We start from the raw sequence: 21,322 nt of genomic DNA on the forward strand, positions 1-21,322 counted from the left end.
CGTCGGCCTGGCCGATGCCACCGTGTCCGTGGACGGGAAAGACATCTACCAGGCCGACGACCTGAAAGTTGGCCTGTTCACTTCCACCGACGGTTTTTAGGAGCGACTCATGCGCCGCGTAGTAATCACCGGGATGGGCATTGTCTCCTGTCTGGGCAACGACACAGACAGCGTCACCCGTTCATTGCGGGAAGGCCGCTCCGGTATTCGCTTTAAAGAGGAATACCAGGAAATCGGCATGCGCAGCCAGGTAGCAGGCACACCCACTATCCAGCTGGACGACTTCATTGACCGCAAGCCACGCCGCTTTATGGGCGATGCGGCTGCCTACGCCTACGTGGCCATGCAAAATGCCATTGCCAATTCCGGCCTCAACGACGAACAGGTCAGCCATGAACGCACCGGTTTGATTGCCGGCTCTGGCGGGCACTCGTCCTTTAACCAGGTGGAAGCGGCGGATATTGCCCGCAGCCGCGGCGTGAAACGGGTTGGCCCCTACATGGTGCCGCGAGTGATGGCCTCCACCGTATCGGCGTGCCTGGCCACACCGTTCAAGATCAAGGGGGTGAACTACTCCATCGCCTCCGCCTGTGCTACCAGCGCTCACTGCATCGGCAACGCCGTGGAACAGATTCAACTGGGCAAGCAGGACGTGGTCTTTGCCGGTGGTGGTGAAGAGGAACACTGGACGCTGAGCTGTCTGTTCGATGGCATGGGCGCCCTCTCCAGCAAATATAACGACACACCGGAAAAAGCGTCGCGCGCCTACGACGCCACCCGCGATGGTTTCGTGATTGCCGGCGGTGGCGGCATGGTGGTGGTGGAAGAACTGGAACACGCCAAGGCCCGTGGCGCGACCATCTACGCCGAAGTGCTCGGTTACGGCGCTACCAGTGATGGCCACGACATGGTCGCCCCCAATGGCGAAGGCGCAGCGCGTTGCATGCGCCAGGCGCTGGCGACAGTAGAAGGCCCGGTAGACTACATTAACGCCCACGGCACCAGTACGCCGGTGGGAGACGTGGCCGAATTGAAAGCCATCCGTGAAGTCTTTGGCGATCAGTGTCCGGCGATTGGCTCTACCAAAAGCCTGTCCGGCCACAGCCTGGGTGCGGCCGGGGTACAGGAAGCCATTTATTGCATGTTGATGATGCAGAATGACTTCACCGCCATCAGTGCCAACATTGAAACCCTGGATGAAAAAGCCGACGGCATGCCTGTGCTGGTGAAAGGCAAAGACAGCGGCCCGACCACCGTGCTGAGCAACAGTTTCGGCTTCGGCGGCACCAACGCCAGCCTGGTGCTGCGTAAATGGGAAGGCTGAGTTCAACCTTGTGCAGTAATGGCTGACAATGCCAAAAGCGTTATTCGGCCCTCACCAAAAGAGCCCGGCACTTACCGTAGCCGGGCTTTTTTGTGGTTTCCAGCGGCCAGTGGGACCGGCGCCGAATCAGAACTTGTGGATCATGCCCACGGAAAACGCCATGCCGGACTCGTCCACATCATTGATAGTGCCCGCCGGATCGAAGTCCGTGTCTGAGGCAGAAATCAAGCCATAAGCAGTGGTGAAATCACCCAGTTTGTAGTCTGCGCCCACCGTCAGCGTGGCCACATCCAGATCCAGATCGCTGCTATCTAGCATACCCGCCTGGGCCTTCAGGGCCACACGCTCAGAGACACCAAACTTGCCGCTCAGCAGGTACGACATCAGGTCACCCTCTGGCGCGCCGTAGGGGTCCAGTTTGCTGCGCTCGACAATGGCACCCACCGCCACACTGCTGCTCACATTCAGCCCCAGGGAAGCGCGCACGGTTTCCAGGTCACCGCCGTCAATGGCAGGCCCAACGGTCCCGTCGGTGTAGCTGCTTTCATAGGCCAGAGCGGCATAGAGAGCATCCTGCTGATAGGTAGCAGACAGCCCCCAGGTATCGGTGAGTCCGTCCTTGGTTTCACTGTTGGGCGCCACGCCGACCACCACATCGTCTTCACCCGGCGCCAGCTGGGCCCTCACCACAATGCCGCCCAGGTCCATGCTTTCCCAGTTCAGGCTATTGCTGTTACGGCGCTGGCCGAGAAAGACGGTGTCCATATCCGCCACGGTATCGTTGAACTGGTCGATCTTGCCTTCCGCCAGTTTCACCACGCTGTCGTAACGGCCGGCGAAAATCTTGCCCACCTGGGTGCCCAGGCCCAGAAAGCTGTTGCGTGTGGAAAAGGTGGCGCTGCTATCACCGTCCGCGTCGTAACCCACTTCCATCTGGTAAATCACCGACAGGCTGTCGTTATACAGCGGCTCTTCGCCTTTCACCCCCAGCCGGGAGTTGTTGCTGGACACAAACCAGGCGTCGGACAGATCATCCTGGCTAAAGACCAGGGCGCCCTCCGGATAATCACTGGTTTTATCCACGCTAAGATTCAGCTTGCCATAGAAGGTCGGCGCCGCCATGGCCCCCACAGGCAACATGGCCGTGGCGACCGAAGCCGCAAGTAGCATTTTTTTCACGTTAATTCCCCGCTCAATGTGTCGCTCGCAATTGATGACGACTATATGACTGTTTTGTGTCACCAACAAGAACGAGCAAGCACGGCGAGACCCTGGTGTTGCGTGTTGTGTGAACTCCGTTGTGGCCGCAGAGCGGCAAAAAGACGGCAAAAAAAAAGCCCCCTGGCGGGGGCTCAAAAAATACCGTCATAGCTTCTCCTGCCAATGGCAGGTCCCGAGCCTGATGACGATAGGCACACTCGGTTAATCCAGTGATCACGACAAGGCCGTAATCAGAACATAATCAGAACCAGCTTGGATCCATCTCCATAAAGGTGTCGTCGCCATTAATCAGCTGTTGCGCATCCCATTCCACCCGGGGCAATTCCCAGCGGAAGAAGTAACGGGCAGCCTGCAATTTTCCTTTCGCAAAAACCGCATCGTCAGGGTCGCTCAACGTGACTGCTGCATTAGCCTGGCGTAACCACATCCACGCCGCCACGGTGTGGCCCAGCAACTGCAAATAGGCATTGGCATTGGATAATGCCGCGCGCGGGCCGGCACTGGCCATTTGCTTGCCCACCGCCTGGGTGGCTTTTTCAATCAGGGGCAACATGGCTTGCAACGCATCCGCCATTGGCTTGCAGCGCTCGTCAGCGGTGGCCTGCACATCGGCCATGATTCGTTTCGCCAACAACAGCATGCCCTTGCCGTTGTCCATCCACACTTTGCGGCCCAGCAGATCCAGACCGTGCACGCCGGTCGTACCTTCATGAATCGGGTTAAGACGGTTATCACGCCACACCTGTTCCACCGGATATTCACGGGTGTAACCCGCACCGCCGAAGACCTGAATCGCCATATCGTTAGCTTTCAGACCAAACTCGGAGGGCCAGGTTTTCAATACCGGAGTCAGCAGATCAAGCAGCAACTCTGCCTCTTTGGCGGCTGCCTCTTCCCCGGTCTGGATCTCGTCAACCAGACGATAGCCGTACAGACTCATGGCAATCGCCGCTTCCGCATAGGCTTTCTGGGTGAGCAGCAACCGTTTCACATCCGCATGCTCAATGATCGGCACCTGCGGCTTGGAAAAATCCGCATCATCCGGGTGGCGACCCTGTACCCGGTCACGGGCATAATCCAGAGCAAACCGGTAACCCCGATAGCCTAAAAGCCCGGCACCAAACCCTACGCCTACCCGCGCTTCGTTCATCATCTGGAACATGTAACGCAGGCCCTGATGGGGCTCACCCACCAGATAGCCATGGCAATCATCGCCGTCACCAAACGTCAGGGCAGTGCTGGTGGTGCCACGGTAGCCGAGCTTGTGAATCAGCCCTGCCAGAATCACATCGTTGCGTGCATCCGGGTTACCGTCGTCATCCAGGCGATATTTGGGCACCACAAACAGGGAGATCCCCTTCACCCCTTCCGGGCCACCGGGAATCTTTGCCAACACCAGATGCACGATATTTTCCGCCAGCTCATTTTCGCCACCAGAAATAAAAATCTTGTTGCCCTTGAGCCGATAACTGCCGTCATTCTGGGGCACTGCACGGGTGCGGATATCGGTAAGGGAAGAACCTGCATGGGGCTCGGTCAGGGCCATGGTGCCGGTGAAGCGCCCTGCCATCATCGGTTCCAGGAACCGGGTTTTCAGGGTCTCGCTGCCAAAGTTACGAATCACATTGGCCGCGGCCGCCGTCAGAAACGCATAACCGGTAGAGCTGGGGTTCACACAGGTGAACATGCCTTTACAGGCCGCAGCGGCAATCTCCGGCAGCTGCATCCCGCCTTCTTCAAAACTGGCCCGGGAGGATAAAAAACCGGCATTGATATAGGCATCGAACGCTTCTTTGACTTCCGGGCGCATCACCACTTTGCCATCCACGAAAGTGGGCTCTTCCTTGTCGGACAGTGCGTTGTGGTTGGCGAATTTTTCCCGCGCCAGCTTTTCAGCTGTATCCAGAGCCGCTTCAATGGTCTCACGGCTGTGATCTTCAAAACGCGGGCGGGCAAACAGGCTATCGGTGTCCAGCACCTCAAAAAGCTGAAAGCTCAAATCACGGCGGTCGAGAATCACATCACTCACAGTAGCGCTCCGGTTATTTTGGACAACAGCTTGCCATCGTTATGCCGTGTCTGGCATTGTCGCCTATGACTAATTCATGGTGGAACACGACACATGTTCACGGTAGCAGTACTGGCCTTTGATGGCGTCTTCGCCTCTGCTCTCACCGGGGTGGTGGATCTTCTCAACCTGACCGGAGTGACCTGGAACCGGATTCACGGACAGCCGCTGAACCGGCAATTCAAGGTCCAGGTGGTGTCCCGTGGTGGCAACCCGGTGCGCTGCACTAACGGCATCCGCATGGCAGTGGATTGTTCCCTGGAGCAGATGGATCAGGCCGACCTGGTGGTGGTTCCCACCATTGGCGGCAAAATCGAAACCGTGCTGGCCCAGGAACAGGATGCACTACCCTGGTTACGTTTTCTGCATCAAGGCGGCGCTGATCTGGCCAGCAACTGTACCGGTGCTTTCCTGCTCGCTGAAGCCGGGCTACTGGACGATAAAACCGCGACTACCCACTGGGGATTCAGCCAGGAGTTTCGCCATCGCTACCCACAGGTAAACCTGAATGAACGGGAACTGATTACCCGTGATGGCAACATTTTCTGCGCCGGTGGCGGCACCGCCTGGCGTGACCTGACCATCCTGTTGGTGGAGCGCTTCTGCGGTGCGGATCTGGCCCGGGAACTGGCCCGGGCGTTTGTCATTGATGTGCGAAACGATCTGCAAAGCATTTACGCCGGCCTGCCGGCACATACCTATCATCAAGACGACCAGGTGCAGGCCATCCAGGGCTGGATTCACGAGCACTACAAGGAAAACACCAGCCTGGGGCAATTGGCCGAACGGGTGCATTTGAGCCCACGCCAGTTACAGCGCCGGTTTACCACCACACTGGGCGAGCCGCCGTTGCAATACCTGCAACGGGTGCGCATTGAAGCCGCCCGCAAAATGCTCGAGCGCGGCACCAATAACCTGGCCAAACTGTCTGAACAGGTGGGTTATCAGGACGTGAGCAGTTTTTCGCGGTTGTTCAAACGGCACACCGGCCTGTCCCCCAGCCACTACCGGCAGCGTTTTGCCCGCACCGGCGCCCTGAACGACTAGTCCTGCCGTTTGTCGTCTGGTTGATTGCGCAGCAGCAGGAAACCCCCGACAGTGGAAGCCTGGAGGCGCGTGAAGATTGTTGACGGAACCTTGACGCCCCCGCGCGGAATATACTCACAGACAAACAAGGAGAGTCCTGTGAATAACCTGTCCATCCTTCTGGTAGAAGACCATCGCCAACTGGCCCAGACCGTATTGGAGTACCTGGAGCAGGAAGGCGCCAGTGTGGACTACGCCGGCAACACTCGCCTTGCCCGGGAACTGGTTCAGGAACATCACTATGACCTGATGCTTCTGGATGTGATGCTGCCCGGCGAGGACGGCTACAGTTTCTGCCAGTACCTGCGCAAGGAGCTGGCGCTGGATATGCCGGTGATTTTCATGACCGCCCGGGATCAGCTGGAAGACAAACTGGAAGGGTTTGATCGCGGCGGCGACGACTATATCGTCAAGCCCTTCGCACTGCCGGAGCTGTCAGCCCGGGTGGCTGCGCTGGTACGCCGACAACGCAAGGAAGTCACTGCCAACACCTTGCAGATTGCCGATCTGGAACTGGACCCGGCCCGGCAGGAAGTGCGTCGCGACGGTCAGTTACTGAAACTCTCCCCCACTGCCTTTCGCATTCTGCGTATCCTGATGCGCGAATCCCCCAAAGTGGTCAGCCGGGAACAGCTGGAACACGAACTGTGGGGCGACCTGGTGCCCGATTCCGATGCCCTGCGCAGCCATCTCTACAACCTGCGCAAAGCGGTAGACAAGCCTTTCGATATTGCCCTGCTCAACACCCTGCCGGGCGTTGGCTTTAGCATTCAGGAAACAGCACAACCGCACAGCAACGCGCAGTAAACTTGCACTTGGATGGGCTCGGGGCAGAGAATAGGCAAAAAAGCGATTTTGCCTATTTATGCCAGCCAACCGTACCGACACTTCGTTAGCCAGCTATTCTTCCTGCCAGGAATTGCTGGACGCACATCTAGCCCAACTACAAAACCGTTTTGGTATGGCGCTGTGGATGATCACTCGCCTGCGCACCGATGAGTTGGTGGTATTGCGCTCCCGGGATAATTACTACGGCCTGAACCAAGGCAACCGCCTGCAATGGGAACAAAGCTATTGCGCCAAAATGATGGAACTCGGCGCCCCCCGCATTGCCGCCAACGCACAGCTCAATCCCGACTATAGCCATGCCCCGATCAACAGCGATCTGACCATTGGTGCCTATATCGGTCTTCCCCTGGTGGACCGGGACAACCAGCTGTTCGGCACACTTTGCGCCCTGGATCCGGAGCCCCAGAACCCTGCCCTGGAACAGGCACTGCCCGCCCTGCAGCATGAAGCCCGGCTAATCAGCTTCCTGCTCGCCAATGCCCTGCGGGACGCGCAGCAACAACGCATCAGTATTTTTGTGGAACACCCGGATCGTTGCCCACAGACCGGCCTGCCCGGTCCGCAGGGGTGGGCGGATATAACGAATGAGGAACAGCAACATTGCCGGGATTTCGGCACCGAGTCGTGCGTGCTTTTTCTGCACGCACCGGAGGAGAGTGACAGCCTGATTATCGCCGATTCCCTTGCCGCCCTGTTGCGCGAACAGGACAGCGTTGCACACCTGGGCGACAATCATTTCGGGATTCTTCTTGCCGACGCCGATACCAGCAAGGCAGAGAAAGTCATTCATCGCGTCCGGGACGCACTGAATGCCAAACAGCTACTGGTACAGATTGAACAGCAAACGTTGAGCGCGCTCTGATACCCGGTTAAAACTGAACCCGCACTTCCGTGCCCTTGCCCGGTTCACTGGCCACCATCAGCTCCCAGTCATAGCGCTCACACAGGCGTTGCACAATCGCCAAGCCCAGGCCGTGGCCACCTTCCACGCTTCCGCCCCGCTCAAACGGCTGCATGATGCGCGACAACTCATCCGCATCCATGCCCGCACCATAATCCACCACCTGCACGGCCTTATCCATCACCACGATGGTGACATCACCAGAGCCACTGTAGTTAATCGCATTGCGGACCAGGTTCGTCAGCACAATGGTGAGCGCCGCCTCAGGGCAGTTCACGCTCAGTAGCGCCGTCTGCCGGACCTGCAAGCGGATTTGCTTGCGCTCGGCCAGGGGGTTCAGGCGTTCAATCAGATTCACCGCCAGATCATTGACGATCACGTCCTCACTCTGCTGGCTATGCTGCTCCGTGCGCGCCAACATGAGCAATGTCTCCAGGGTGGCTTCCATGTCATCGACGGTGTCGTCCATACGCCGAATCAGAGGGCGGTCGCCCACCTGGCTCACCAGTAATTCCAGGTTGGCGCGAAACACCGCCAGTGGCGTGCGCAATTCGTGGCTGGCATCACGGGTAAACTGGCGCTCACGCTCCACAAACGACACCAACCGGTCCGCATAGCCATTCAGTGCCGCCACCAAAACCGCCACTTCGCTACCCGAATCCGCCGATATGTCGCTGAGATCCGGGCGAGCCACACTGGGGTCATTCACCGGCGTTTGCCGTAATGCATCAGAAAGCTGGACCAGGGGGGAAAGTAAATCGCGGGATTTTTTCCAACCGAGAAACGAGGTGATGTAAATCACCAACAACACCCCGGTTAACGGCAGAATGCCGAACAGGAACGCCAAGACCGACACGCGCTTTTCATCAAAAATCAGGTAAAGCCGCGCGCCGTCGCGGTGCTCGATATACACAATGGGCCGCTCACCGGCCAGATCCACCCGCTGATAACCGTCAGGCAAATTCGCCAGTACCTGGGGAATCGTATCCTGCACCGCCTCACTGTCCAGCAAGCCCAGCAGATGGCGGGTGTTGGGACGCGGCTGAGTCGGGTTTACCTCCACCAGCGACCAGTAGTGGTCGGCTTCCTTGATCAGTGCCTGTTTGACCAGCACATGCTCAATGATATTCGCCGTCGCCCATACGCCCAGAACGGTGGCCAGGCTGATCAACAATAGCTGAACCAGATAGACGCGGGTAAGACGATGTTGAACGCCGGTTTTTTTCATGCCTTGCTCGTTTTATGGCTATTCATGGTCGCTCGCGATAACAGCGCTCAATTCGCCACAGGCTTGGCGAAGCGGTAATGCGCAACGAACCACTCTTCGCCTCCACCATAGTTAAACAGCTCCGCACACGCCATGAAAAACATGCGCCAGCGTTGCAGCCAGATCTTGCCCTGGCCTTTACCGTAAATTTCATCCAGGAGCCGGGTCAGCGCGGCCTGCTTCTCATCGGCCAGTAGCAACCAGGCCTCCAGAGTGCGGGCATAGTGGGTGCCGTTCACGGCCCAGCGCTGCTCCTCCTGAAGATCACCGGCACAATGAGGCAGCCAGTCGTAAGCCGGCATCATGCCACCGGTAAAGAAGTACTTTGCCATCCAGTCCTTGCTGCCTTCGGTCTCGAAAAGGTAGGTCAGATCGCGATGACAGAACACGTGAATAAAGAGCTTGCCACCCGGCTTCAACCAGTCATGAATACGCGCCATCAACGTTTTGTGATTGCGCATGTGCTCAAACATTTCCACCGACACCACCCGATCGTAGGGCTGCTGCGGCTGATACACAGAGGCATCCGCGGTGATCACATCCACATTATCCAGACCCCGCTCTGCAGCGCGCCCGAGAATAAAAGCACGCTGGGACGACGAATTGGAAATCGCGGTAATCCGGCTATTGGGATACTGCTGCGCCATCCACAACGTCAGCGATCCCCAGCCACACCCCATTTCCAGCACATCCTGGCCATCTTCCAGCTCTGCCCGCTCACAGGTCATCGCCAGCATCACCCGCTCTGCCTCTTCCAGGGTACTTGAGGGATTCGGCCAATAGCCGCTGGAATACTTCAGGTACGGCCCCAGCACCTGCTCATAGAAGCGGGCATCCACTTCATAATGCTGCTCATTGGCCTCGTCCTGGCCCACCGCAACAGGCCCCTGTCGCAAGGCCTCTTCGAACGTCTGGCGGTTACTGCGTTGTTTTTCCTGTTCAAGGCGCTGCCCCAGCAGACGACGAATACCAAAACGCACCAGTCCATCGGGCAGCAGCCCCGATTCCGCCATTTGAATCATCATGATTTGGGTCTCCAGGGAAAGAACGCACTCGTCGTGCGCTGATAATCACGGTAGTCATCGCCGCGGGATTTGAGCGCCTGTTTTTCGGTATAGGGGATGCCTGTGGCGAACCACAGGAATACGAACATGGCCAGGGGCAACAACCACAGCCAGCCCGCGTACGGCGCACCGATGGCCATCACGGGGTAACTGACCCAGTGCAACCACTCGCAGAAATAGTTGGGATGGCGACTGTAGCGCCAGAACCCTTCACGGCAGGTCTTGCCTTTGCTGTCAGGCCGCTTTTTGAAATCGGCCAACTGCTTGTCTGCCAGGGCTTCCCCGGCGATGGCCAGCAAACCGACAACAACGCCCAGCAAAACCAACGGGGGCGCAAACTGATCCTGCTCGCCCACCACCCAGAACGTGAGCGCAAAACCCCAGGCCAGTAGCGCCTGGCCCCAGAAGAAAACCAGGAACACAGGCTGCGCTTTACTGCCCAGCACCTCGCGCATGGCCGCGTAACGGCCATCTTCAGCGTTTTCCTGACTCACTCGCTGAAAAATATGGCTACCCAACCGCAGCGACCACAACAATAACAACACCCCTGCCGCCAATCGGGGCACCAAGGCACCGTTTCCGGTTACCAGAAAACTCACGCCTACAATGCCCACCGACCAGGCCCAGAACACATCGACCCAACCGGCGTTGCGGGTCTGGCGTTGCTGTAACCACAGCACGGTAGCAACAATCAGCAAGGCGATAAGCAGCAAGTAATGGATTTCAGGCATGTTCGGTTTCCTGTTTTGTCATCGTCGCAACCTGCGCCAGCAACGGTACCGCTATGGCCCAACTGACACCGTAAACGGTAGCCAGCAACAGCCAACCCTGTGGCGCGGTCGCTGCCCCCAGGCGAATGCCCATGGTGACGGAAAAGACGCCGCCCAAGGCACCAAACAAGGCCGCCAGCACCGGACGGCCACACAGCCAGTTCAGGCTATAGCGAAAACTCACCGCAAAGCCCAGCCACAACGCCCAGACCCAATGCGGGGCCCACCAGTGTTGCTGCCAGTCGCGGTACTGCAACACATCCGGCAGCAACCACAACGGCTCCATCAACAAACACAACAGGCCACCGGTAGCGATCAGCAGCAGGTCCTGGCGCCACTGGCGTGTCAGCGTTACTTGCGCGGCGACCATGGCAATCAACACGCCCCAGGCCAGCAATCCCACCCCCTGCGCCGCCCCCATCACAGCGGCCGCCCAGAGCAACTGGAACGCGAAAAAGTTAACGATGACCGCACGTGTGGGGAAATTCATAGGCTTACGATGCAGCATCCCTCGTCAAAGCGCTGTGAATCGTGACGCCAAGCCTGCGCCCTTACGACTCCATACAACCCTGGCAATTTCAGCTTCACAACCGATTCACCACAGACCAGACAGAATCCAGCCATGAATGCTTTCAGCACATTATCGTTTTCGCTGCTTCTGACGCTGCTTTTAACCGCCTGCAGCAGTACGCCCAAAGGGCCTTACGGGTATACCGACCGGTATCAACAGGCGCTCACGTCTGCCCCCAGCGGCCACCCGGTTGATTCGGCGACAATCGATCGTTTTATTGCGTTCTTCAACCCGCTGGATGCCAACACCATTCCCACACAGATCGACACCATCTATGCCGACCCCCTGTATTTCAACGACACCCTGGTCACGCTGACACAACGAGACGAGTTAGCCGCGCATTTACAAGCCACCGCCGAAGGGCTGAACAGCATGTCCCTCACCGTCAACCACATCATTAAAGACGGCAGTGATGTGTATCTGCGCTGGGTCATGGAGGCACGCTTCAGCCTGCTCGGCAGCGAACGCCTGTCTCGCACCATTGGTATCAGCCAGCTGCGTTTCAACGCGCAGGGGCAAGTCGTTTTCCAGCAGGATTTCTGGGACAGCAGCCAGGGCATGGACCAGCATTTGCCCGTAATAGGACCGATGACACGATGGCTAAGAGAGCACGACTAATCCCGGCCGGGCTGCTAATGGCTGCTGCGGCAATCGCCTCACCAGGTTACGCGAGCGAAAGCGAGCAACCCTGGCAGGTTTGTACCCGCAGCGATGTGAAAGCCCTGCGCTTCATCACGGTGGGCGAAGCCACCCTGTCCCGACACGACTGTCAGGCCGACGACCTGCTGTCACCACCGTTGCGGCTGACCTTCCGCTATTTTCGTGACGTTCCCGGTGATGCCTTTGCCAAAGCCGCGCTGAACTTTCTGGAAAAAAACCTCCAAGCAACGGAATTCGACCGATACCAGTCCCGTTTCCAGGCATTCAACAGCCATTATCAGGACATCAGCGACGGCGACGCCTACAGCCTGACCTATCGCGAAGACGGCCTGACACTGGCCCTCAATAACCAGCGCTTTGCCAGCGAAGCAGGCACCACCTTTGCCCGCTACTACCTTCGCATCTGGTTTGGCGAGACCCCCTATTCCCAATCACTGAAGGAAAACCTGCTGGATCAGTGAGATACCCCGCCCCCTATTGCACGGCATGCAAGCAGACGTGATACTGACAAACATAATAATCAGCACGTTAATTGGGGATTATCGAGCATGGCCAAGCTTTTTCATGTGGTAGCGACGTCCGCCAGACTGGTCAGTCGTAGCGACCGCCGTTCCGCCCTGAAAGGCACCGCCGCCATCACCTTGTGCTCAATCCTTGTCTCCCTTGTGCTCACCAGCATCGGCATCATGCTGGTGGGTGAACGCGACTGGTTATCACCGCTGGTTCTTGCCGCCCTGCTCCCCCTGTTATTGGTGACGCCACCACTTTATCTGTTCAGCTGCCGGTTGATTGCGCTGGACAGGTACAACCACCAACTGCAACAGCTGGCCCGCGAGGATCACCTCACTGGCCTCTTCAATCGCCCCCACCTGCTGGGCATGCTGGAACGGGAACTGGCCCTGAGCCAGCGACACAACTACACGGTTTCCATCCTGCTCATTGAAATTGAGGACTTCACCCAGCTACTGGATAGTTTCGGACGCCACACAGGGGAAAAGGCCCTCCGCCTGTTTGCCGACTGCATTCGAGAAAAAATTCGCGAAAGTGATCTTTTTGGACGGTTTGATGGTGCCCAGTTCCTGCTGGTGCTCCCCCACACCAATTTTGATGATGCCGCCCGCATGGGTGAAGGCCTGAAAGCCCTGGCCGGCAATCTCAAGCTTTCCAGCCCGAGAACCGCAGCCCAGCCAGAAGAAGCGGTTTCCGTATGCGCCCGTATCGGCGTTGCCAGCACCGAAAACAGTGGGCGCAGCCTCAACCCGCTGCTTAACGAAGCGGACTATGCGCTCTACCAGAACCGCAACGAAGGGCGTGAAAAAACCTCGCCGCCGGCACTTTCCTGAACAGCCATCAACCGGCGACGTGACCAGCCTAAGCCCGCCCTAGGGCCTGCTAACACGACCGAGATAACAGACCCTAGTATTAAGGACCCACCAAGCCTCACCCCGTTAATACTTTCACACTACAACATTACAAAAAAGTGTTCTCCCGCTACCAAATAAATTCCATATTTGTAAATTTTTTTATTAATCTGAGTAGTGAGGATTTACATGGGAGACAGGCTAGCCAACACTGGCCCCGTGTTTGATCTGCCTACTGAATAAGACAAGGAAGGAGCTTATGAACGCTAAACGCTTTTTAGCGGCGAGCATTGCTTGCGCATCTGTCACCGCGACCACCACCGTCATTGCTGACGAGATCCCCGAACAGTATTTCTACTTCGGCGGGCACATCAGTGAAAACTGGCTGGATGTGGGCGACCACATTGACCAAAACACCAGCGAAAACGAAGTTACCCTTCCCGGTGCCCAAATGGGTTACCGTTTCAACCGTGACTGGTCTTTTCAGGGTTGGTGGGAGCGTAACAACTCCAACACCGATCTGCTTGGCGACGCGGACATCAACATCGCTCACGGCGCCATCCGCAAACACTTTGCCGGCAACTCCGCCTTCGAACCCTACGTGGGTATCGGTGCCGGTGAGTTCCGCACCGAGCCGAACAGCGACAGCTCCAACGATTTCAAAGAGACCATCGGTACTCTGGAAACCGGTTTTCAGACCATGCTGCACCCGCATTTCCTCCTGGACGTGGGCGCTCGTCCCTACTATAGCTTCCGCACCGAACGCTGGGATGCAGAAGTCTATGCAGGCCTGAACTTCATCATTGGCGGTTCCAGCGAGAAAGAAGAGCCGGCACCGGTTGAAAATGTAGTCACCGACAGCGACGGCGATGGTGTACCGGATGAGCGCGATCAGTGCGCCAACACCCCGGCAGGCGCCCAGGTAGATGCCACCGGTTGTGAGCTGGATGATGACAACGACAGCATCGTTAACAGCATGGACGAATGTCCGAACACCCCTGCCGGTGCCCTGGTTGACGACAAAGGCTGCCAGCAATACCTGGACAAGGACGTAAAAGAAACCCTGTACGTTGAATTCGGCCACGATAAAGCCGAAGTCCGTCAGACTTCTTACCCGTCTCTGGAAAACCTGGCCGAAGGTATGCGTCAGTACCCGTCCGCCAACCTGGTACTGGAAGGTCACACTGACAGCACCGGTTCTGCGGCTTACAACAAGAAACTGTCCCAGCAACGTGCAGATGCTGTGAAGACCGTACTTGTTGATCACTTCAACGTAAGCGCGGACCGCATCACCACCGTAGGTTACGGCGAAGAGAAGCCTATCGCTGACAACAAAACCAGCGAAGGCCGCGCCGAAAACCGTCGCGTGGAAACCATCATGAAAGCCACCACCAAGGAAGCGCAATTCCAGTAAGGAATTACGCTGACTAAAAAAGGGGCCGGTTTTTTACCGGCCCTTTTTTTGTGCCGCGCTGTGGCCGCAACACGGTTCACGCAGGCATGTAACACGCTAAAAACGTGGCAGGCATGCGCGTTGTGGGAACAAAGCCGCTAACCGGTTTCGCCCAACCTCACCTATCGCTACTTTTTCCGGCGTTCAGCAAAGAAACCTTTGAGCAGTAGCGCACTCTCTTCTGCCAACACGCCCCCCTCCACGTCCATCCGATGATTGTAGAAATCCACCGACGGCAGTTGTAGCTGGCTTTCGCACACCCCTGCACGGGGCTCTCTGGCGCCATACACAAGCCGGCCGATGCGCGCATGAACCATGGCTCCAAAGCACATGGTGCACGGCTCAAGGGTGACATAGAGCGTACTGCCACTGAGCCGATAATTACGCTCGGCTTGCGCAGCGCTACGCATGGCCACTATTTCCGCATGGGCACTGGGGTCGCTGGCGATAATGGGCTGGTTATACCCCTCACCCAGTAACTGGTTATCCCGGACAACCAGCGCACCCACCGGCACTTCCCCCCGATCTGCCGCCTGCCGAGCCAGCGCCAGGGCCTGTTGCATCCAGTATTGATCGTCCACCCGCTCTCCTTATCCCGTCTCCATGCCCGCAAAACACACACATGGCATCGCACAGACGAAGTGTACCGCAAGCCCTACCCGCACAGAACGAAGCGTCCCATTCCGGTCGGCGCTGCCCGCCGCTGGCGTAGCCTCTGCTTTTCATTACAATCAGGGCACCGAACATATTGAGAGCTGTTATGACTGTCATTGGCACCCCTTTCACCGACAACGCTACCCGCGTCATGCTGCTGGGCTCCGGCGAGCTGGGCCGCGAAGTCGCCCTGGAACTGATCCGCTACGGTTGCGAAGTCATCGCCGTGGATCGCTATGCCCACGCCCCCGCCATGCAGGTGGCACAACACAGCCATGTCATCAACATGCTCGATGGCGCCGCCTTGCGGGCACTAGTCGAACAGGAGAAACCGGCGTTGATCGTTCCGGAAATCGAGGCCATTGCCACAGACGAGCTGGTCAAGCTGGAAGCGGAAGGCTACACCGTGGTGCCCACTGCCCGGGCAACCCAATTGACCATGAACCGTGAAGGCATTCGCTGCCTGGCCGCAGAAGAGCTGTCACTGCCCACTTCGCCCTATCGCTTTGCCGATAACGAAGCGGACTATCAGCAGGCCGTGCGCGAGATCGGTTTTCCCTGCGTGGTGAAACCCGTCATGAGTTCCTCCGGCAAAGGACAAAGCACCCTGAAAAACGACGCGGACGTTCTGCCCGCCTGGGAATACGCGCAGTCCGGCGGCCGCGCCGGCCAGGGCCGGGTCATCGTGGAAGGCTTTGTGGACTTCGACTACGAAATCACCCTGCTGACGGTTCGCCATAAGGCCGGCAACGAGATCAAGACCAGCTATTGTGCCCCCATCGGCCACCGTCAGGAAAACGGCGATTACCAGGAATCTTGGCAGCCCCAGCCCATGAGTGAAGCGGCACTGCAACGCTCCCGCGACGTCGCACTGGCGATTACCGACGCACTCGGTGGTCTGGGTATCTTCGGGGTCGAGTTGTTTATCAAAGGCGACCAGGTGTACTTCAGCGAAGTGTCTCCCCGCCCCCACGACACCGGCCTGGTGACACTGATTTCCCAGACCCTTTCCGAATTCGCCTTGCATGCCCGGGCCATTCTTGGTCTGCCAGTCCCGGAAATCGAGCAGCGGGGTCCCTCAGCATCATCCGTATTGCTGGTACAAGGCCAATCAGAGGCCATGCGTTACCATGGCCTGGACACCGCCCTGGCCGACACGGATACCGAAGTGCGCCTGTTCGGTAAACCGGATATCAACGGCAGTCGGCGCCTGGGCGTTGCACTGGCCAAAGCCGACAGCATTGACGCGGCACGCAACAAGGCAAACACCGCCAGCGCCGCACTCAACGTCGACCTGTAACCCTTAAAGGAATCGCACATGCAGAATCAGGATACGCACAGCAAGGTGATCGGTTACTTACTCTGGATCTTCGGGTTCATGGGCGCCCACCGTTTTTACTATGGCCGCCAACTCACCGGCACACTCTGGTTTTTTACTCTCGGGCTGTTCTTCATCGGCTGGATCATCGACCTGTTTCTGATCCCCGGCATGGACGACGCGGCAGATACACGCTACGAAGCCGGTAGCGTCGATTACAATATCGGCTGGATTCTGCTCACCTTTCTCGGCATTTTCGGCATTCACCGCTTCTACATGGGCAAGGTCATCACCGGCATTATCTACCTGCTGACTGCCGGCCTGTTCGGGCTGGGGATTCTCTATGATTTCTGGACACTGAACGGCCAGATCGCTGAGAAAAACCGTCTGGTCTAACGCCTGCCGGACGCCTGATGCTGGAAGCCCGATGCCTGACGAAGAAAAGCACTGACGAAACTGTCTTGTCTTTTAGTGTCCTGCATCGGGCATTATGCATCCAGCGTATGAATCAGTTCTTCATGGCGTACTTGCCCGCCCCCAGAAAGACCAGCGCGGCAGCGGTGAACAGATAGAACGCCTGCAACTCGATTGCCCAGCCGCCAGTGTTGCTCAGGCTGAACAACTCCCCCATATGCGCCAGAACCAGCGCGACCAGCATATTGCCAACAATCAGCGCGGCACCAATACGGGTCTGATAACCGATAATCACCATCACCGGCGCAATCACCTCGCCAATGAACACCCCGTAGGCCAGGAACCCCGGCAGGTGGTGCTCCGCCAGCACACCGGCAATCCAGCCAACCCCGGCATGCAGCTTGTGCACGCCATGCAGCAGCAGCATCAAACCCAACGACAGGCGTAAAATCAACTTCCCGATATCCGGATTATTCAGCATGGTCAGGCTCCAGCAATTGCGGTTTTGGAAGCAACCATTCTTCACTGTCTTTCTGAAAAAGAAAAGGCCGCCCAGAGGGCGGCCAAGCCGTTACCAAAGTACAATTTTTCAGGTCTGCGCTAGGTGGGTGTCCCCGTTACGCGGTAAATATGGCTATCGTTCATACTGCTGAACAGGGCGTCCTTTATCTTGCGCACAGCATACACCCGCTGCGCCTCGATACTGGCATCCTGCACGCTCTCGGCGATCAGTGCGGCAGCCACCGTACTGTTACCGTTCACGCCATTGATCTGGACCTGAAGGTTCTGTTCGCCGGCCGCAGTGCGGCCCTGCACATCCAGCCTGACCAGCCCCTGATTAACGATAGTACCGGCACCGCGCCAGACATCGGCAAAGTCGATGGCATTAATGGCAAGCCGGGCATCACGCTCCTGGTTTCCATTCATGTTGCCATAGGCGTTGCGGACATCGCCCATACGTTCTACCTGTAACATAGTCAGCTCCTAGCGGGGGTTAACCACCCAGTTAGTGCCCAGGCCAATCACCGTGCCCCAGTTACTGCTGGAGGTGCAGGTAATGGTTTCGCCATCCACTTTCACCGTGCCTTTATCGCTGTCGGAACCCCCGGCACCACCAAACTCAAACGGTCCGATGAAGAAGCCACCTTCACCCTTGATGGTTTCGGTCACTTGCTGGGCAAACTCGGAACCGGCATTGATGGTGATGGTTGGCCGATAACCGACAATCATTTGTGAAACGATACGTGCCAGGTTGCCGCCCTTGCCAAAGTAATAGGCATCGTCGCCGTTCTTGAAACCGGAATGACCCGGCATGAACGGACCATTCAGGTAGTTGGCCGGCATGGCCGCGTTAAACCAGTTGCCCGGGGTCACCGTGACGATGGAGACATCTTCAAAGGCAAAGCTGATGTCGTACTGGCTGGAGAAGTGCTCTGTCGACACTTTTTTGTATTCGCCCCCGGCTTCAAAGCCAAAGAAATCGAACAACCCGCCCAGTTCTGTTTCACCATAGACGGTGCTGTCTGACCATTGTTTGGTGGACGAATCCAGAGAGAAGGTTTTGGCGGAACCGGCGGTAGCGGCTCCACCGAAGTTGTTACCGGTGATCCGGTTAACGTAGTCCCAGGGGGTTTCACTGATCTGAAACGCGGATTGATCCTTCACCGAGTTGCCATCCTGGCCCACAACCGTCACCAGGTTATCGTCATAGCGCTTGGTCGCCTCACTGATCGGGCCTTTCAGCTTCTGCATGTATTCCGTGTAGTTGCTGTTGGCTTCCTTGAGTTGTGCTTTTGCCTGGTTCAACTGCGATGCGGAGGCCAGACCTTCATTGGCCAACCAGTCATCGAATGACTCGGTGCTGCTGGTTTGCTGTTTGAAGTTCTGATAAGCCACATTCACGCTGGACTGGATCTGAAACAGGTTGTGCGAAGCATCCGATATCTTCTGCTGCAACGCCTGGCCGGCTTCACCGCCATCGGCCATAAGGAAGTTCAGAAACATGCGGTACTGGTCACCGAATCCCTGCTTCATGCCGTAGGTATTCGGATCCACCTGCGGGCTGGCAGGCACAATATTGAGAAACTGTACTTGCTGATACGGCAGCGAGCCCATCGGTGGATTCTTGCCACCCCAGTTCCACGGGGTCGGCCCGGTCAACATTTGCGGTACGCCTTCGATCTTGATCTGATCCTGGAAGGCGGTCATGAATTGTCCCCAAAGCGTTTTCGTCATATCGCTCATAATCATTCTCCTGATGATGTTTTTTATCGGGCATTTCCATGCCTCACGATGTGCCATTTGGCGCAATCAGTATCAGAGCGAAATATCAGCGTTGGGAAATTATGGATGGTGATGAAATCCATAATCACAGATGCATTATCAGCGATGATCACAACCATCATTAACGATAATGAATCGGGTAAAAATTACCGGGTAGGATGGAGGCCACCCGGCAACCAGGGAAGCGATCCACAGCGTACCTTGGGGGGAGCCGGCAATAAAAAGAGAACAAGGACGATTCATGAGCCTCGACACATCGCTGGTACCCGAGACCCTGCTCAACGCACAACGCATCATTGCGCTACCTGAAAACCCCGACCACCTGCCTGCGGTGGACTGGAAGAAACTGGGCGCTCCGGATAACCGGATTCCCCACATCGAAGAAACGCCCAGTCATCAAGCCGATTCTCCCTTACCCAAAGCCGACGTGGTCGTGATGACCTGGACCCTGGCAGAGTGGGCCGCCATGAATCAGGTACTCACCAACCGGCGTGATCCGCTCACACCGGATCAGCTGCACAGCCATGAATGGCAGGAAGGCTGGCTGTCTTACCAGCGCGACTACTACCAGATTTATCAATATATGGTGGATGTCTCCAAGACCTTCCAGGGCGGCGCGCCTTCGTTGTACAGCGAAAGCTGGGGTAGCTTCCGCCAGGTCCGCATCGGCGACTTGAACGTCTTGCTGGTCAAATCCGGCATGCACCTGGCCCAGGATGGCAGCCAGCTTCCCCTGATCCGTTTTGTTGAACAAATCTGCCAGGAAGCCCAACCCTCATTGCTGTTATCCATCGGTACTGGTGGCGGCGTACGCAGCGAAGACGCCCTGGGCAGCGCCCTGATTACCAACCAGGCCTATTTCCATTGCCTGAAACACTTCGCCAATGCCCGTTTCAATCACAGTACCGTGACGTCCAGCTGGCAGCCGGATAACCGTTATCTCCCTCTGGCCCAGGAAGGAGTGCTCCACACCCGTGGGCCGCAGATTCTGCCAGTGAGCCCACAGTATCCTGCAGGCGCCCATATCGACCCCGACCCGGCCGCCGCTCAACTGAAAGTGGTCACAGAACAACCCATCATCACCACCGACACCTTCCTGTTCGGCACCACCGATAACGGCCTGGAAAAACTGGGTTGCATGGTGGAAATGGACGATGCCGTGGTCGGCATGGCATGCCAGCAACAAAAAACGGCCTTTGGCTTTGTGCGTAATGTGTCCGACCCGGTTATCAATGGCGCCCTGCCCGCCTCCCTGCAGGACAGCTGGGCCGGCTACATCTACCGGGAGCAGGGCCTATACACCAGCTACAACGGCGCACTCGCCACCTGGGCCTTGCTGGCCGCCGAAGCCGACCGAAAGGAGAAAGGACAATGAGTACAGCAATTCAATGGTTTTCCGTGTGCGCACAGGAACAACGGGACCAGGTAACCCTGACGCCACTGGCACCCTTCAGCGGCGAACAGATTCTGGGCAACGCCAGTAGCCTGTGTGCACGAGGCAGCGAGCTATTCATCAGCCAGCACAATGGCATGCTGTCCATGGTGTTGGTGGATGAAAAAGCACACAGCTTTAGCCCCGTTATCGAGCTGAATGCGGAGAAACCGTATCAACAACTCAGCCCTTTTATGCTGGGTAATCAACTGCATCTACTCGCCTACAACGAGTCAGACGGTATTTTTGATTTCTTCCGCGTGATGCCGGACCACTTCGCACACCAGTATCGCTTCCAGAAAACCTACGGTGACATCACTACCGGATTCACTACCGTACATGCCTTTGCTTACCGGGATAGCTGCCAGTTCATGGCCTACAATAAAAGCACCGGCACCAGCCGCCTTTATCAACTCACGGTGCCTCCCAACACCCCGCTTGGCGTGGCCATGACCTGGCATAAGGAATGGGCAAAAGGCTGGGAAAATTTCAGCTTTTTCACGCTCGGCGGGGAAAACTTTTTCTTCAAGATGAACCCGCGCTACAACGCGGTGAACATCGACCATTACATGGACGACCCTTCCCAGGGTTCGCACCCGGTGGGCACCAAGCTTCCCCTGTCCATG

The 21,322-nt window shown here is 57.3% G+C and carries 22 protein-coding genes and 1 pseudogene; 13 read left to right on the forward strand and 10 right to left on the reverse strand.

Features of this window, described 5'->3' with window-relative positions:
• Positions 1-100: pseudogene (locus A3730_RS24580) on the forward strand (3-hydroxyacyl-[acyl-carrier-protein] dehydratase FabA); the annotation flags it as partial.
• Positions 101-109: 9 nt separating this feature from the next.
• Positions 110-1,324: a beta-ketoacyl-ACP synthase I gene (gene fabB / locus A3730_RS24585; RefSeq protein ID WP_063520792.1), complete on the forward strand. Its 1,215-nt coding sequence runs from the start codon at positions 110-112 to the stop codon at positions 1,322-1,324.
• A gap of 126 nt (positions 1,325-1,450) precedes the next feature.
• Here the strand turns inward: fabB and A3730_RS24590 are convergent, their stop codons facing one another.
• Together A3730_RS24590 and A3730_RS24595 are read right to left on the reverse strand one after the other, a co-directional pair.
• On the reverse strand, positions 1,451-2,494 hold the full coding sequence (locus tag A3730_RS24590; protein ID WP_231884038.1) for a porin: 1,044 nt from the start codon (positions 2,492-2,494) through the stop codon (positions 1,451-1,453).
• 292 nt (positions 2,495-2,786) lie between these two features.
• The gene (locus A3730_RS24595) at positions 2,787-4,574 is read right to left on the reverse strand and encodes an acyl-CoA dehydrogenase (protein ID WP_063519422.1); all 1,788 of its coding nucleotides are present in this window, start codon (positions 4,572-4,574) and stop codon (positions 2,787-2,789) included.
• Between the two features lie 93 nt (positions 4,575-4,667).
• Here A3730_RS24595 and A3730_RS24600 point away from each other — a divergent pair, with 93 nt between their 5' ends.
• From A3730_RS24600 to A3730_RS24610, 3 genes are all read left to right on the forward strand, one after another.
• Positions 4,668-5,660: a GlxA family transcriptional regulator gene (locus A3730_RS24600; protein ID WP_063519421.1), complete on the forward strand. Its 993-nt coding sequence runs from the start codon at positions 4,668-4,670 to the stop codon at positions 5,658-5,660.
• 138 nt (positions 5,661-5,798) lie between these two features.
• On the forward strand, positions 5,799-6,506 hold the full coding sequence (locus A3730_RS24605; protein WP_063519420.1) for a response regulator transcription factor: 708 nt from the start codon (positions 5,799-5,801) through the stop codon (positions 6,504-6,506).
• Positions 6,507-6,564: 58 nt separating this feature from the next.
• Entirely contained in the window at positions 6,565-7,410 is an 846-nt protein-coding gene (locus tag A3730_RS24610) for a GGDEF domain-containing protein (protein ID WP_082872527.1), read from the forward strand.
• A 7-nt stretch (positions 7,411-7,417) separates the two neighbouring features.
• Here A3730_RS24610 and A3730_RS24615 read toward each other — a convergent pair whose 3' ends face one another.
• Genes A3730_RS24615 through A3730_RS24630 form a run of 4 tightly spaced genes read right to left on the reverse strand, consistent with a single transcriptional unit; the run spans position 7,418 to position 11,040 of the window.
• A complete protein-coding gene (locus tag A3730_RS24615; RefSeq protein ID WP_063519419.1) occupies positions 7,418-8,677 on the reverse strand; it encodes a HAMP domain-containing sensor histidine kinase in 1,260 nt (419 codons plus the stop codon).
• A gap of 47 nt (positions 8,678-8,724) precedes the next feature.
• Positions 8,725-9,741 (reverse strand): cyclopropane-fatty-acyl-phospholipid synthase family protein, encoded by a 1,017-nt coding sequence (locus A3730_RS24620; RefSeq protein WP_063519418.1) that lies wholly within the window; start codon positions 9,739-9,741, stop codon positions 8,725-8,727.
• Entirely contained in the window at positions 9,738-10,511 is a 774-nt protein-coding gene (locus A3730_RS24625; RefSeq protein WP_063519417.1) for a DUF1295 domain-containing protein, read from the reverse strand. The genes A3730_RS24620 and A3730_RS24625 overlap by 4 nt, the downstream gene beginning before the upstream one ends.
• Complete coding sequence (locus A3730_RS24630; RefSeq protein ID WP_063539194.1) at positions 10,504-11,040, reverse strand: DUF2878 domain-containing protein; 537 nt, start codon at positions 11,038-11,040, stop codon at positions 10,504-10,506. Before A3730_RS24630 ends, A3730_RS24625 begins: the two co-directional genes overlap by 8 nt.
• A 132-nt stretch (positions 11,041-11,172) precedes the next feature.
• On the opposite strand from A3730_RS24630, the gene A3730_RS24635 reads away from it, so the two are divergent.
• From A3730_RS24635 to A3730_RS24650, 4 genes are all read left to right on the forward strand, one after another.
• Entirely contained in the window at positions 11,173-11,739 is a 567-nt protein-coding gene (locus A3730_RS24635; protein WP_063520682.1) for a nuclear transport factor 2 family protein, read from the forward strand.
• Positions 11,740-11,756: 17 nt separating this feature from the next.
• Complete coding sequence (locus tag A3730_RS24640) at positions 11,757-12,242, forward strand: chalcone isomerase family protein (RefSeq protein WP_231880672.1); 486 nt, start codon at positions 11,757-11,759, stop codon at positions 12,240-12,242.
• Positions 12,243-12,329: 87 nt separating this feature from the next.
• Positions 12,330-13,124: a GGDEF domain-containing protein gene (locus A3730_RS24645; protein WP_063520684.1), complete on the forward strand. Its 795-nt coding sequence runs from the start codon at positions 12,330-12,332 to the stop codon at positions 13,122-13,124.
• Between the two features lie 277 nt (positions 13,125-13,401).
• The gene (locus tag A3730_RS24650; protein WP_063520685.1) at positions 13,402-14,556 is read left to right on the forward strand and encodes an OmpA family protein; all 1,155 of its coding nucleotides are present in this window, start codon (positions 13,402-13,404) and stop codon (positions 14,554-14,556) included.
• Positions 14,557-14,723: 167 nt separating this feature from the next.
• Here the strand turns inward: A3730_RS24650 and tadA are convergent, their stop codons facing one another.
• Positions 14,724-15,176, reverse strand: coding sequence for a tRNA adenosine(34) deaminase TadA (gene tadA, locus A3730_RS24655; protein ID WP_063520686.1), 453 nt, complete (start codon positions 15,174-15,176; stop codon positions 14,724-14,726).
• Between the two features lie 179 nt (positions 15,177-15,355).
• Between tadA and purT the strand changes: the two genes are divergently transcribed.
• Together purT and A3730_RS24665 are read left to right on the forward strand one after the other, a co-directional pair.
• Entirely contained in the window at positions 15,356-16,549 is a 1,194-nt protein-coding gene (purT, locus tag A3730_RS24660; RefSeq protein ID WP_063539186.1) for a formate-dependent phosphoribosylglycinamide formyltransferase, read from the forward strand.
• An 18-nt stretch (positions 16,550-16,567) separates the two neighbouring features.
• On the forward strand, positions 16,568-16,963 hold the full coding sequence (locus A3730_RS24665) for a TM2 domain-containing protein (protein ID WP_063539188.1): 396 nt from the start codon (positions 16,568-16,570) through the stop codon (positions 16,961-16,963).
• Between the two features lie 112 nt (positions 16,964-17,075).
• On the opposite strand, the gene A3730_RS24670 is transcribed toward A3730_RS24665, so the two are convergent.
• From A3730_RS24670 to A3730_RS24680, 3 genes are all read right to left on the reverse strand, one after another.
• Positions 17,076-17,462, reverse strand: coding sequence for a DoxX family protein (locus A3730_RS24670; RefSeq protein ID WP_063521717.1), 387 nt, complete (start codon positions 17,460-17,462; stop codon positions 17,076-17,078).
• A 119-nt stretch (positions 17,463-17,581) separates the two neighbouring features.
• Complete coding sequence (locus A3730_RS24675; RefSeq protein WP_063521438.1) at positions 17,582-17,956, reverse strand: hypothetical protein; 375 nt, start codon at positions 17,954-17,956, stop codon at positions 17,582-17,584.
• 9 nt (positions 17,957-17,965) lie between these two features.
• Positions 17,966-19,225 carry a hypothetical protein gene (locus A3730_RS24680; RefSeq protein ID WP_063539190.1) on the reverse strand — a complete coding sequence of 420 codons (1,260 nt, stop codon included), beginning with the start codon at positions 19,223-19,225 and terminating at the stop codon, positions 17,966-17,968.
• Positions 19,226-19,505: 280 nt separating this feature from the next.
• Between A3730_RS24680 and A3730_RS24685 the strand changes: the two genes are divergently transcribed.
• Positions 19,506-20,639 carry a hypothetical protein gene (locus tag A3730_RS24685; RefSeq protein WP_063520088.1) on the forward strand — a complete coding sequence of 378 codons (1,134 nt, stop codon included), beginning with the start codon at positions 19,506-19,508 and terminating at the stop codon, positions 20,637-20,639.
• On the forward strand, positions 20,636-21,322 hold a 687-nt coding region (locus A3730_RS24690; protein ID WP_197477620.1), incomplete at its 3' end, for a hypothetical protein. The genes A3730_RS24685 and A3730_RS24690, both read left to right, overlap by 4 nt.

Source organism: Alcanivorax sp. HI0044 (genome assembly GCF_001634945.1).

Excerpts from the sequence above, each read along its gene's own strand:
- A3730_RS24625 (WP_063519417.1), bottom strand. The coding sequence starts at position 10,511 with ATGCCTGAAATCCATTACTTGCTGCTTATCGCCTTGCTGATTGTTGCT.
- A3730_RS24600 (WP_063519421.1), top strand. The coding sequence starts at position 4,668 with ATGTTCACGGTAGCAGTACTGGCCTTTGATGGCGTCTTCGCCTCTGCT.
- A3730_RS24680 (WP_063539190.1), bottom strand. The coding sequence starts at position 19,225 with ATGAGCGATATGACGAAAACGCTTTGGGGACAATTCATGACCGCCTTC.
- A3730_RS24640 (WP_231880672.1), top strand. The coding sequence starts at position 11,757 with ATGGCTGCTGCGGCAATCGCCTCACCAGGTTACGCGAGCGAAAGCGAG.
- A3730_RS24645 (WP_063520684.1), top strand. The coding sequence starts at position 12,330 with ATGGCCAAGCTTTTTCATGTGGTAGCGACGTCCGCCAGACTGGTCAGT.
- A3730_RS24590 (WP_231884038.1), bottom strand. The coding sequence starts at position 2,494 with ATGCTACTTGCGGCTTCGGTCGCCACGGCCATGTTGCCTGTGGGGGCC.
- fabB (WP_063520792.1), top strand. The coding sequence starts at position 110 with ATGCGCCGCGTAGTAATCACCGGGATGGGCATTGTCTCCTGTCTGGGC.
- A3730_RS24685 (WP_063520088.1), top strand. The coding sequence starts at position 19,506 with ATGAGCCTCGACACATCGCTGGTACCCGAGACCCTGCTCAACGCACAA.
- A3730_RS24665 (WP_063539188.1), top strand. The coding sequence starts at position 16,568 with ATGCAGAATCAGGATACGCACAGCAAGGTGATCGGTTACTTACTCTGG.
- A3730_RS24670 (WP_063521717.1), bottom strand. The coding sequence starts at position 17,462 with ATGCTGAATAATCCGGATATCGGGAAGTTGATTTTACGCCTGTCGTTG.
- A3730_RS24650 (WP_063520685.1), top strand. The coding sequence starts at position 13,402 with ATGAACGCTAAACGCTTTTTAGCGGCGAGCATTGCTTGCGCATCTGTC.
- A3730_RS24615 (WP_063519419.1), bottom strand. The coding sequence starts at position 8,677 with ATGAAAAAAACCGGCGTTCAACATCGTCTTACCCGCGTCTATCTGGTT.
- A3730_RS24630 (WP_063539194.1), bottom strand. The coding sequence starts at position 11,040 with ATGAATTTCCCCACACGTGCGGTCATCGTTAACTTTTTCGCGTTCCAG.
- A3730_RS24675 (WP_063521438.1), bottom strand. The coding sequence starts at position 17,956 with ATGTTACAGGTAGAACGTATGGGCGATGTCCGCAACGCCTATGGCAAC.
- purT (WP_063539186.1), top strand. The coding sequence starts at position 15,356 with ATGACTGTCATTGGCACCCCTTTCACCGACAACGCTACCCGCGTCATG.
- A3730_RS24610 (WP_082872527.1), top strand. The coding sequence starts at position 6,565 with ATGCCAGCCAACCGTACCGACACTTCGTTAGCCAGCTATTCTTCCTGC.
- A3730_RS24620 (WP_063519418.1), bottom strand. The coding sequence starts at position 9,741 with ATGATGATTCAAATGGCGGAATCGGGGCTGCTGCCCGATGGACTGGTG.
- A3730_RS24635 (WP_063520682.1), top strand. The coding sequence starts at position 11,173 with ATGAATGCTTTCAGCACATTATCGTTTTCGCTGCTTCTGACGCTGCTT.